Source organism: Microcoleus sp. A006_D1 (assembly GCF_036702805.1).
In the GTDB taxonomy this organism is placed as follows: domain Bacteria; phylum Cyanobacteriota; class Cyanobacteriia; order Cyanobacteriales; family Microcoleaceae; genus Microcoleus.
Genome location: NZ_JAUBVZ010000009.1, coordinates 131,842 through 143,863, shown reverse-complemented (window position 1 = coordinate 143,863; position 12,022 = coordinate 131,842). Strand labels below are relative to the sequence as shown.

7 protein-coding genes are annotated in these 12,022 nt (G+C 45.8%); 3 read left to right on the top strand and 4 right to left on the bottom strand.

The features are described 5' to 3' along the window. Window positions 1–114: 114 nt before the first annotated feature. Window positions 115–3,954: a PAS domain S-box protein gene (locus tag QUB68_RS17815; protein WP_332994931.1), complete on the top strand. Its 3,840-nt coding sequence runs from the start codon at window positions 115–117 to the stop codon at window positions 3,952–3,954. A gap of 192 nt (window positions 3,955–4,146) precedes the next feature. On the opposite strand, the gene QUB68_RS17810 is transcribed toward QUB68_RS17815, so the two are convergent. The 3 genes from QUB68_RS17810 to QUB68_RS17800 all read right to left on the bottom strand — a co-directional run bounded on the left by QUB68_RS17810 (window position 4,147) and on the right by QUB68_RS17800 (window position 7,677). Next, window positions 4,147–4,629 (bottom strand): GNAT family N-acetyltransferase, encoded by a 483-nt coding sequence (locus QUB68_RS17810; protein WP_332994929.1) that lies wholly within the window; start codon window positions 4,627–4,629, stop codon window positions 4,147–4,149. Window positions 4,630–4,724: 95 nt separating this feature from the next. Then, entirely contained in the window at window positions 4,725–5,315 is a 591-nt protein-coding gene (locus tag QUB68_RS17805) for a tRNA-(ms[2]io[6]A)-hydroxylase (RefSeq protein ID WP_332994928.1), read from the bottom strand. 184 nt (window positions 5,316–5,499) lie between these two features. Beyond that, window positions 5,500–7,677 (bottom strand): O-linked N-acetylglucosamine transferase, SPINDLY family protein, encoded by a 2,178-nt coding sequence (locus QUB68_RS17800; RefSeq protein ID WP_332994927.1) that lies wholly within the window; start codon window positions 7,675–7,677, stop codon window positions 5,500–5,502. Between the two features lie 99 nt (window positions 7,678–7,776). On the opposite strand from QUB68_RS17800, the gene QUB68_RS17795 reads away from it, so the two are divergent. Then, window positions 7,777–8,442 (top strand): glycoside hydrolase family 108 protein, encoded by a 666-nt coding sequence (locus tag QUB68_RS17795; protein WP_332994925.1) that lies wholly within the window; start codon window positions 7,777–7,779, stop codon window positions 8,440–8,442. Window positions 8,443–8,680: 238 nt separating this feature from the next. Here QUB68_RS17795 and QUB68_RS17790 read toward each other — a convergent pair whose 3' ends face one another. Next, complete coding sequence (locus tag QUB68_RS17790; protein ID WP_332994923.1) at window positions 8,681–9,928, bottom strand: tetratricopeptide repeat protein; 1,248 nt, start codon at window positions 9,926–9,928, stop codon at window positions 8,681–8,683. Window positions 9,929–10,253: 325 nt separating this feature from the next. Here QUB68_RS17790 and QUB68_RS17785 point away from each other — a divergent pair, with 325 nt between their 5' ends. Continuing rightward, entirely contained in the window at window positions 10,254–11,423 is a 1,170-nt protein-coding gene (locus QUB68_RS17785) for a serine/threonine-protein kinase (protein ID WP_332994921.1), read from the top strand. Window positions 11,424–12,022: the final 599 nt, after the last annotated feature.

The window sequence follows — 12,022 nt, the reverse complement described above, 5'->3', positions numbered from 1 at the left end:
GGGATAGAAGGAAGTTCGGCCTCGTTGCCGAACTTCCTAACTGAGTGACAAGAATCACAGAAATTAGACATAATAAAAAGATATAATTAAGTATCCCAAGCCCAGCTAGGTCAAATGCAAAGCCAGTTAGGAGAAGTCAAGCCCGATCGCAGCAACCGAAAATTATTAGAACTGTGCCCGCTAGGGCTGGCATTGTGCCGGACAGACGGGAGTTTTTTGGAAGTAAATCCAGCTTTTGCGACTATTATCGGCTGCACGGTTGCAGAAACTCTCAACCTCAATTACTGGGAAATTCTGCAAACTGATTGCGGTGGAAGAGAAAAATATTTAGAAATTCCCGCAAAAAATACCTGTACGGGCCCGTGTTCAGCAGCATACAAACATAAAAACAACAATCTCGTACCCGTCCGAGTTTCCGAGCTAGCAATTGAAACAGAGGGAGAATGGGCGATTTGCCTGAGTGCTGAAAAAATTTTTAATGGGAATAATGAAAATAGCGAGCCGCTGGAATTAGCGGCGCACTGCGATTCAGATCTAGAAAAATTGCTGGCAAACCAGACTGCGGAATTGGCCCAAAATCAGGAATTACTTCAACAACAAACTGCCGAAATCGAACAAGCAAAATCGCAACTGCAACTACAAAATCAGATTTTAGAGCAAATTCGCGAAGCCGTAATTTGCACGGATGCCTGCGGCTCAATTATTAGTTGGAATCAAGCCGCTCAAAGGCTTTACGGATATGAGGATAGTGAAGTAATCGGTCAACATATTGGTCTAGTTTATCCGCCCCAACAGCGAGAATTACTATCTAGATTGGTGGCAAAAAAGCTACAAAAAACAGGCGAGTGCGAGCTGGAAATTATGATGCAGCGCAAGTCTGGAGAAGAGTTTGAGTCGCACTTGTCACTTTCTCTGTTAAAAGACGTTCGTGGCGAAGTTATTGGAAGTGTCGGCTGCATCAGGGACATTAGCGATCGCAAAAATTTAGAACAAGAGTTAGCACAGAAACAAGCACTATTTGATGCTTTTTTGCAGGAGGCGCCGGCAGGACTTTGCATTATGGACTCTCAACTGCGGTACGTGCAAATCAATCAATTCCTAGCAGAAATAAATTCTCTGAGTCCTGCCGAACACATCGGCAAGACGGCTGGCGAAATATTGCCAGATCTCGCTCCAATGGTAGAGCCTTTGTACGAACAAATTTTGAGAACAAAAGCTCCCTTAATTAACATCGAGATGAGCGCTGAAAGTCCCATAAATCCGGGAGTTATTCAACACGTCACAGGCTCTTATTTTCCTCTGCTAGACAAAGACGGTGAGGCGATCGGCATCGGTGCAGTTGTGATTGACATTAGCGATCGCAAACAAGCAGAAGCAGCACTGCAAAAAAGTGAACAGCTTTACCGCACGATGGCCAGCAACATTCCCAACGGTGCGGTGATGCTGTTCGATCGCGAAATGCGCTTTACCCTGGTAGAAGGCACAGAATTAGCCGCTGTGGGGCTTTCCAAAGAGTTGATGGAAGGCAAGACAATCTGGGAAGTATTCGAGCCGGATTTTTCCGCTGCTGTCGAGCCAAATTATCGGGCGGCGCTGGCTGGAGAAACAGTTGTTACAGAATTTACTTACGGCGATCGCATTTACCTCGCTTACACTTTGCCAGTCAGAAACGAACGCCAAGAAATCACCGGCGGATTGCTGATGACTCAAAACATTACCGATCGCCACTTAGCAGAAGAAGCCCTCAGGGAAAGCGAAGAAAAATACAGGTGCATTGTCGAGACAGCAGACGAAGGAATTTGGATGATCGATGCGGAGGGTAACACTACTTTTGTCAACCAAAAAATGGCCGATATGCTCGGCTGCACCCCAGGGGAAACGATCGGGCAGCCGCTATTTGCTTTCATGGATGCAGAAGGAATGGCGATCGCCGAAGAAAATCTCAACCGCCGCAGTCAAGGAATTCGCGAACAGCACGATTTTAAGTTCCTGCGCCGAGATGGGAGTGACTTGTGGGCGATGGTTTCTACTAATCCTTTGTTAGACAAAGAAGGGCGCTATCTCGGCGCTTTGGCAATGGTGGCCGACATTACAAATCGCAAGCAAACAGAAGCCGCATTGCAGCAGTCGGAATCTAAATTTCGCTCGCTTTACGAATTCACCAGTTTGCCCGTTTTGATGTTAGATGAAAACGGTATTTGTGATGTCAACAATGCTACTATAGAACTATTTGGAGGCACTGGCAAAGAGCAGTTTGTAGGCAAGAATCCTGGCAAAGTCTCGCCGCCTTTCCAACCCAACGGCAGAGATTCTTTGAGCATGGCTAGCGAAATGATGGCGATCGCCTTTGAACGCGGCAATAACCGTTTTGATTGGCTGCACCAGCGCTTAGACGGTACTGATTTTCCCGCAGAAGTCGTGCTAACAATCATCGAAGTTGGAAATCAACAAGTTATCGAAGCAGTCGTCCAAGATTTAACCGATCGTAAACTTGCAGAAGAAACGCTAGTGCGATCGGAACAATCCCTCAGACAGCAAGCTCAGAGAGAACAACTGCTCAATCAAATTGCCAACCAGATTCGCAATTCTTTAGATTTAGACACAATTTTAGCAACCGCCGTTCAAGAAATTCGCAATTTGATGCAGCCAGATTGGTGCCTCTTCACTTGGTATCGCCCCAACAGCAATCCTCCTGTTTGGGACATAGTTTGTGAAGCCAAAAATGCAGCTTTACCAAGCTTGCTAGGTACTTATGTTGTAGAAAACCAATCTAGTCCCGGAGTCGAGCAAATTTTGCGCCGACAAATTCTGCGAATTGATGATGTCAGCACTTTTGAAGATGCAGAATTGCGCGAACTTTTCCAGACCTCAAAAGTTAACTCAGTGCTGTCGCTGCCAATTCACACTGCTTCAGGCGATGTTGGCGCGATCACCTGCTATCAGGCTCTATCCCTGCGAAATTGGAGCGATTCGGAAGTCGAGCTGATGCAAGCAGTGATTGCTCAAATTGCGATCGCGATCGAGCACGCCGAATTGTACACCCAAAGCCGCACAACCGCCCAATTAGCTCAAGCTCAAACCCAACAGCTAGAACAAACTTTGCACCAACTGCAACGCACCCAAACTCAATTAATTCAAAGTGAAAAGATGTCAAGTTTGGGACAATTAGTCGCAGGTGTCGCCCACGAAATCAACAACCCAGTTAATTTTATCTACGGCAATCTTAGCTACGTTAGCGAATACACTGAAAAATTACTAAAAATGCTGCAACTTTACCAGCAGGAATACCCGCAGCCTCCCGCCACAATTTTAGATGCCAGAGAAGACTTTGAAATTGATTATATTATTGAAGATTTACCAAAAATTGTAACATCTATGAAAGTCGGAGCCGATCGCATCCGCGACATTGTGTTAAGCCTGCGGACTTTCTCAAGACTCGACGAAGCCGAAATGAAACAAGTTGACATTCACGAAGGCATCGAAAGCACCCTGCTGATTTTGCAAAACCGCCTGAAAAACAGACCCGATCGCCCGCCAATTAATATTATCAAAGAATACGGCAATTTGCCTTTAGTTGAATGTTATCCCGGTCAGTTAAATCAAGTATTTATGAATTTGTTGAGCAATGCGATCGATGCTGTGGAAATGGACATCAATAAATCGCAGCGCACAGACAAACATCTCGCAATTACGATCCGCACCGAACTAACCGACAATAACTGCGTTACAATGCGGATAGCTGACAGCGGCCCAGGGATGAGCGAAGACGTGAAACGGCGCTTGTTTGACCCATTTTTTACAACAAAACCCATCGGCAAAGGCACAGGCTTAGGATTGGCAATTTCGCACTCTATTATCGTAGAAAAACATGGCGGCAAGCTTACCTGCAATTCTGTATTGGGAGAAGGTTCGGAATTTGCGATCGAGATTCCGCTGCGGCAAAAAAGGAATTAAAACCTGGAAAATTCCCAGAAACCGGGTTTCTTCCGAGATATTTTGCCACCCAACCGAGATTTTCTCAGAAACCCGGTTTCTTAGACTTTGCAACAATCCCCAGTACAACAGTCCCAGAAACCGGGTTTCTTCCGAGATATTTTGCCACCCAACCGAGATTTTCTCAGAAACCCGGTTTCTTAGACTTTGCTTCTAACCTAAAGATTTTACATAAACCTGATCGCACCTTAGCGTCTCCACACCCGTTGTCGGCAGATAGCCGTTATTTTCATACATTTTCACAGCTTCTTTGAGAACGCTAGCAGTTTCTATCCAGATTTCATCAAAGCCGCGAGCGATAATTGTACTTTCCAATTCTTGCAGTAAAAACTTCCCCAAACCTTGTCTCCTTGCTGCTGGCAAAATATACATTTTGCGAATTTCCACAGCATTCTTGCCGCGCTCAATGGGATAGTAACCCGCCGTACCGACTATTTGATCCTGCCGTTCAACTACCCAAAATTCCCCGCCTTTATTGTGATAGTGCACTTCTACATCATAAACATCTCGATCTGCGCCGTAAGGTTCGCACCGTAAACCGTACTCTGCTAAAACATCCCGAATTAAATGGAAAGCCTCAGCGCGATCGCGCGTTTCCCAGGAACGAATCAAAAAATCCAGATGTTGGGTTTTCATGGGTTGTTGCAACTTATATTAATTAATTTTTGGAATTTAGCAACTGTAAAATTACTGATTTTTGGCATTTTACAGTTGCTAAATGCACCCAACTTTTAACTGTGAATTCTCGGTTCAGGATAAGGAGTTGCCAGCAACTCACTTTCTACCAATGATAATTCCTCCAGTCGCTCAATCACAAGAGCGCGATCGAAATAAGTTGTTGCCAAAATCCAATATACCCCATAATGGCGCGCTTCCGAAGCCATCAAACTGCGGTAAAACTTAGCTAATTCCGCATCAGGACAATGCTCGCCCAGCAGCCCCAACCGTTCGTGACTCCGCGCTTCAATCAAACCAGAAACCAACAAAGAATCCAAAAGTCTCTCCGGTTCCTGCTTGCGAATGTGCCCCGACAAACCCGCACCGTAGGGAGGCGCCGCCAAAGGGCCCAAAGCGATGCCGCGCTCTTCCAACCGCTGGTTGACTTGCTCGAAATGCTCTAATTCTTCGCGGGCGATGGCGGTTAGCATCCTCACCAATTTTTCCCGCGCTGGGTAGCGAAACATTAAATTTAACGCTACTCCCGCCGCTTTCCGCTCGCAGTGGGAATGATCTAATAAGATTGTATCAAAATGGGCGATCGCCTGTTCGATCCAAGCTTCCGAAGTCGGCTGTTTCAAAAACTTAATAGTTGGTAGTGTCATTAGTCAGTAGTCAGTAGTCAGTAGTCAGTAGTCAGTAGTCAGTAGTCAGTAGTTAGATAGCCTTCGATCAAATAACCTTTCTCGGTTTGTAGTGAGGACTTTAGTCCGCATAAATCAGAGGACTAAAGTCCTCACTACAAACCTATGCACTCGCGGTCATTCCAGTGGATATCATACTATCTATTCAGATTTTACACAATTTTTCAAACACTGCATACATATCACCAGCAAACTTTTTCGGATTCCAAAGTGGCGACAAACTTGCTGCATCCTTAGACTTAACCAACTGTGCTTTAATTGCATTTCTCAAATCACCATCCTTACCCAATTTTACACCCCAATCCACATATTCCGCCCAAGACAAAGCCACACCAGTTTCAATTCCCAAAGCCTGCAAAAACGAATAACCCATTCTCGACAAAAACTGCTCTCCGGTGCGAGTCACCACAGGCAAATTAAACCACAAAGCCTCTAAAGTATGAGTACCTCCATTATAAGGATAAGAATCTAACAAAACATCTGCCAGCAAATAGACAATTCTGTGTTCTTCCTCCGTAGCAAACCTCGGCAAAAACTTAATTCGATGCCGGCCGACTCCCTCAGCTTCGCAAGCTTGATGATACGCAGCCTCAAACACTGCTGCATCGCCTAAAGCTTTGTGAATTAAGATACTGTTCGGCACTTTTTTGAGAATCGCAATTTGTGCTTTTACCAACTCGCGATTAAATTTTCTGCCGGGAGCGACGCACAGATAAACTATTTGATCCAAACCGATGCGATTCGACTTTCTCAATGCAACCGGATCGACTCCATATCTCTGAAAACCTGACACCGCTACAAAGGAATCCGGCATCCTAATTAGCTGCTCGTCATAATATTTTTCTCTGTCAGCGGGGTGCGAGTGCCAGTCTGTAAGAAAGTAATTTTCCCGCGATATGTAAGGCGCATCAAATCCCAGCCAAGAAACACAAACTGGTGCGGGTCTTTGGTAGAGAATGTCAGCGTGAACTGGTACGCTGAGAGAATCTAAATCGACTAAAACATCTAATTCATCTTGCTGAATTTGGTCGATAATTTCTGCGGAATTGGCAAGTCCATTCGGGTACGTTTTCGGAAAAGTCAGTTTTCCCAAACTTTCAAATTGCTGAGTGCGATCGTCAGGAACAATTCTTTCGGAAGCGTACAAATACACATTAGGCGTGATGTCGGACAATTCGCGAATGATGTCAGCGCTGCACCAACCTACAGAATGGCGACTGAAGTGATTGGACAAAAACCCGATTTTTAACTTGCTGGATTGGACTGTTGATGGGGAACGATAATTTGCGGGTTGAGAAAAATTAGGTTTGATACATTTTTCGATGTACTTTTGGGCAATTAATCTGTAAAGTTTAGAGTTGGCTGCCAAGTCATCTCGCAAATAGGGCGTGCTGAATAATAAGTTTGCATAAAGCGATTTAATTTCTACCGAACTCGCCCTTTCTAAGTTGTGCTGCAAGTACGATTCTAGTTCTAAAAATCGTTCGCCTGCAATTTGATTCAATCCCGATACTTGATAGGTGCTGATGAAGTAAATCGCCGTCATTATCGGATCGGTTTCGGCGCACATTTGGCTGTATTTGTGAACAGCTTGCCGCGCGGTTACTAAATCGCTAGTATCTCTGAGGATGCCGCACAAATGTTGGTGGGCTGCAATAAAATCCGGTTTAATTTCTAGGGCTTTTTGCAGGTTGGGTATCGCCTCTTTAAACTTGCCCTGGTGGCGCAAAATTATGCCTATTTGACAGTATGCTTCGGGTAAATCGGGTTTGAAAGCGATCGCCCGTTGCCATGCAGCCACAGCCTCATCTAACTGCCCCTGTCTCGCTAATCGATCGCCTAAATTTATGTGAAAATCTACCTGAGCCAGATGGGGATTGAGTTCGAGAGCTTTTTGCTCGTAGGCTACCGCTGCATCCGGCTGCCCCTGCTGCTTGAGTGCGCTTGCCAAATTCCAGTAAGCAGCAGCCAAAGTTGGTTTAAGTTCGATCGCCTTTTGGTAATTAACAATCGCCTCTACCAAACGCCCTTGCTTGTAGAGCATACTCCCCAAATTAGCATAAGCCTCAGCAAAATCGGGATTCAGGGCGATCGCCTCCGAATAAAACCGCATCGCTTCCTCAATTTGCCCGCTTGCTTGCTGCACGTTACCCATTGTCACGTAAGCCGCCGCCCAATCCGGTTGCAATTCCAGAGCTCGGCGACAAGCAGCAACGGCTGCTGCTAAATTGCCTTGGGAGTAATAGGTTTCTGCAACGACAGTCAGCGATGCAGCATCTTCAAATTGGGGTGTTTCTGATTGGTTGCGAAAATCGGAATTCATTTGGCGGCCTATCTGTGCTATCAAGTTAAAGGTTGAATCTAGATTAATTTGCAGAGTAGCAGTTTTAGCGGAACTACGGGCGATCGTCACAGAGAATTTATGAGCGACAAGCAAGCGACACAGCGCCAACATCACATCAAGTGGAAACCAAACCTCCTACTGGGGATACTCTTGTTAGCCTTGGCAATCCCCTTACCCTTTGCCCAAAAGACTCTGGCGCAGCAACAGCAGACAGCAAGCTTTCGGCAGAAATTATTTCAAACAGCGCTTTATTTCACTCTATATTTTGAGGGTGGATTCAGCAATCACCCCGCAGATAAGGGCGGTAGAACTTATCGGGGCATCCTGCAAACAGAATACAACTCCTACCGCTACAGTCGCGGGCTGCCGCCCCTCGATGTGACGCAGATGTCGGAAGCAGAGCTCTTAGAAATTTATAAATATTACTGGGATTCTAGTCTTTCGGGTACGATGCAGCCTGCTTTGGCGATCGTCATGTTTGACACTGCTGTTAATTTCGGCATCAACAATTCTATTACATTTTTGCAGCAAGCTTTAGGATTGCCGCAAAGCGGCATTTTTGACGCGCGCACCAGGGAAGCGCTGAAAGCCGCTAATAACAAAAATACAGCGCTACAAATGATTAACGAACGGATTATTTACCGCTACAAACGGGTGCAGGAAGATCCGAGTCAAATGGCTTTTTTCCGGGGTTGGCTGAGTCGCGATTACAGTTTGTGGGGCTATGTGAATAAGATTAAGTAGTTGGGAATTGGGCATTGGGAATTGGGCATTGGGAATTGGTAATTGATAGCCGTCTCCTCCTCTCCCATTCTCTCCCCCTTATTTCTTCCCTCCTTCTTCTATATTTGTGGAACAGGCATCTTGCCTGTTGCTTATTTGTTGTGGAACAGGCAAGATGCCTGTTGCTGATATTTGTAGAATAGGCATCTTGCCTGTTGCTGATATTTGTAGAATAGGCATCTGGCCTGTTTTCTATAAATTATCGGGGCTTAAATTCTACTTGGTTTTCGAGAATCTGCACATTATAACGAGCCATAAAATCTTGTCCTAAAAGCCCATAGGTGAGCCGATTATCACCGATCGAAATTTGAATGTTGCGTACAACGGCAGTTTGCACTGCTAAAGATTGCACCCAACCTAAGTCAAACGTTACAACGCTACCATCAGCAATCATTGACTGACAGGTTCCACACGGCACAATTTTCAGGAGATCCGCCATCCGTTGCGTAATTTGTGTCCTGCTGGCTCCGGTATCCAACAGCAGCTCGAATGTAAAAGCACAACCATTATTCAAGACAACTTCAACGATTGGAACTCCTCCCCAACGAGCTTTAATCGGGACTCGAATGATGCTTGATTCTGCCGCTTTTTTGGCTTGCGCGATCGCCTGTTTGTGAGCTTCCCAATTGCCTTGATTCAGCCAAAGAGCTGCCGCTTGCTGGAAATCGGCGATCGCCCCTGCGACATCCCCCAACGCTTCGGCTACGCCCGCGCGACTGGCAAAAGCTTCGGCATCGCGATCGGACATTGCGATCGCGTTACAGTAATCTTTGAAAGCTTTGTCCAAGTCTCCCAGCAAGCAGTATCCGTGTCCCCTCTGCAAAAACAGGCGATCGCGATCGCCCTCAAACTGCATTAAATGTGTAAAATCCAAGACTGCGCCGGCTCCATCTCCGACAGACAAGCGCACAACTCCCCGGTGCCAGCGAAGTTCGCGATTTTCCGGTTCGAGTTGCAGGGCGCGGGCGATATCCTCAACTGCTGCTTTCGGGTTTCCCAGCTTGGCGTGCACCTTGGCCCGCTGACAAAGTGCTTCCGGGCGATCGGGCTGCATTTGCAACACTAAATCGAGGTCGGACAAAGCCTCTGAATATTCCCCGCGATCGACCTTAGCGCGCGCTTCGGAGAAGAACAGCGGTGACGACAAGTGTTTTGCGGAATTTAGCAAGCGCGCCTGTACGATCGCATTTTCGAGGTCAATAATCTGCGACTGAATTGAAACCCGTTCCCCAAATGACATCGCCGTCGGCTGCAAGCGCATCGCTTCCTTGTAATCGGCGATCGCACCTGGTAAATCCTGGAGTTGTTCGCGCACTTGTGCTCTGGGGCGGTAAGCTGGTGCGAACTTGGGATTTTTTTTCAGAATGCGATCGAGGCCTTGCAGCGCACCTGATAAATCTCCCGTTTCTATCTGTTTTAATGCCTTGTGATAATCGGCTTCCATCATCTCTCAAAATTAATTAATTTTCTCTCTCTCAGTATAACTTCAGCTTCATTACTCTTGATTACCGTCTTGGACGCAGAACCTCTATCTGTAGCGTGCGCCGTAAGCACACAGAGGCTGATGAATAGCGCGTCAAATTACCTTTGCCTAAGTCCTGATTAAAATTCGTGAATTCACACTAACACATCAACCATTTGTCAAGTCAATTGAGTTCATAAAAGTCATGAATCTTGATTCATAAAAGTCATATTTATCAAGATATATTTCAAATTTTGAAAAATTTAGTAAATTTCAACCAAACCGTCTATAACATAAATATCAAAATAAAATGTGTAGCTGCACAAGTAAGTTAAGCCATGAAACTATGACGGTAGAAGAAGCAATCATTTGTTTAGACGATCTGGTGTACGAACAAACACAAAAACGCCTAAAGCCGTTGCAAAAGGCGATAATTCAAGGCGTTATAGAGGGTTTGACGTACAAAGAAATTAAGGAAAACTATCCGATCGCCCGCAACTATACAGTGGGCTACCTGGGGCGGTATGTCGGCTACAACTTGTGGAAAGATATCACCAAGGTACTGAAGCAAGCAGAAATTATTGAACCAGAAGAAAGAGTAGTCGGAGCAAATCTTTGGGACTGCATGATGAGAACTTTACAACAAGGCACACAACCCCGTAAACCTGCCGATCCGATCTTGGAAAAGCTGCTGCGGATGCGTTACCGAATCAGAGAACACTTGGTGAGCACCGACTACAGCGATACGTATCTGGCTGAAGATGAAAATTTGCCCGATCGACCTTTGTGCCTCGTCAAGCGCCTGAAAAGCCAGTCAGACAGAACCAGCCACCTATTCGATCGCGAAACGCGGGTGTTATATCGCTTGGGCCAACACGATCGGATACCGGAATTGTTAGCTAGATTTGAAGAAGATGGATATTTTTATTTAGTCTATCAATTTGTCGAAGGGCAACCCCTGTATCAAGAACTAATCGAAGGTCAACCCTGGGAAGAACCTCAAGTTATTGCTTTGTTGAAAGATATTTTAGAAGTGCTGGTTTTCGTTCACAAACAAGATGTAATTCACCGCGACGTTCACCCTCAAAACTTAATCAGGCGCGCATCAGACAGCAAGATTGTATTAATTGACTTCGGAGCAGTTAAAGAAATCAACGCCTCGCAAAACAGCAGCGGTCAAACGCGATCGCGCGGCGGCACTCAGCAAGACTACATTCCCCCCGAACAAGCCATCGGCTCCCCGAAATTTTGCAGCGACATCTATGCTGTCGGGATCATCGGCATTCAAGCCTTGACAGGGATGCGGCCCAAACAACTCAGAGTCGATAATTTAGGCAATCTCATTTGGCAGAAAAATGCCACTGTCACCCCCGAGTTTGCTCGCGTTTTAGACCAAATGGTGCTGTACGCTTTCCCCCAGCGTTACCCGTCAGCAACCGAAGCAATGCTCGCACTTCAACAGTTGACAGTTGACAGTTGACAGTTGACAGTTGACAGTTGACAGTAGTCAGTAGTCAGTAATCAGTAGTTAAAGAACGAAACCCAACATCATTGATTTGAGATTTAATAAGTAGGTCATTGCAAAAAAACAATAGTATCTTGTAGGGGCGGGTTTAGCTAAGAATCTATGATACGAGCCAGTTTATCAAGGCAAAACCCGCCCTCCCCATCTAATGTTTATTTGTACCCACCTACTTACCAAATCCGGCTTTAATACTCCCTCTTGAGTCCGCGAAGGCGGACTTCGTTTGACAAGGAGCGGTTTCAACCGCCTTCCCGCAGTCGCCACAGCCAGTTTACCATCCTAGTGATCTTCTTGCCGATCGCCCGATCCGCTACCCTTGCCCCTCAAACAACTGAGTAAAAACACTCTGTCCAGTTGATAAATCGGGCGATCGCACTCTTTCCCCACAATCCGCCACAGCGAATTAAGAACCAGGATTGTTTTGTTTTAACTAACAATCAAGAAAACTTCTTGAATTCTGACGAATGCTTTCTAGATAAGAGCCTGCGACTTTCAGTTGACACTCTATCTCAAGTTGGATAAAATCATGAGTATTATGTGCTAAACAAGCAGTT

Coding starts and splice junctions, on each gene's coding strand:
- QUB68_RS17815 (WP_332994931.1), top strand. CDS start 115: ATGCAAAGCCAGTTAGGAGAAGTCAAGCCCGATCGCAGCAACCGAAAA.
- QUB68_RS17810 (WP_332994929.1), bottom strand. CDS start 4,629: ATGAAAACCCAACATCTGGATTTTTTGATTCGTTCCTGGGAAACGCGC.
- QUB68_RS17805 (WP_332994928.1), bottom strand. CDS start 5,315: ATGACACTACCAACTATTAAGTTTTTGAAACAGCCGACTTCGGAAGCT.
- QUB68_RS17800 (WP_332994927.1), bottom strand. CDS start 7,677: ATGAATTCCGATTTTCGCAACCAATCAGAAACACCCCAATTTGAAGAT.
- QUB68_RS17795 (WP_332994925.1), top strand. CDS start 7,777: ATGAGCGACAAGCAAGCGACACAGCGCCAACATCACATCAAGTGGAAA.
- QUB68_RS17790 (WP_332994923.1), bottom strand. CDS start 9,928: ATGATGGAAGCCGATTATCACAAGGCATTAAAACAGATAGAAACGGGA.
- QUB68_RS17785 (WP_332994921.1), top strand. CDS start 10,254: ATGTGTAGCTGCACAAGTAAGTTAAGCCATGAAACTATGACGGTAGAA.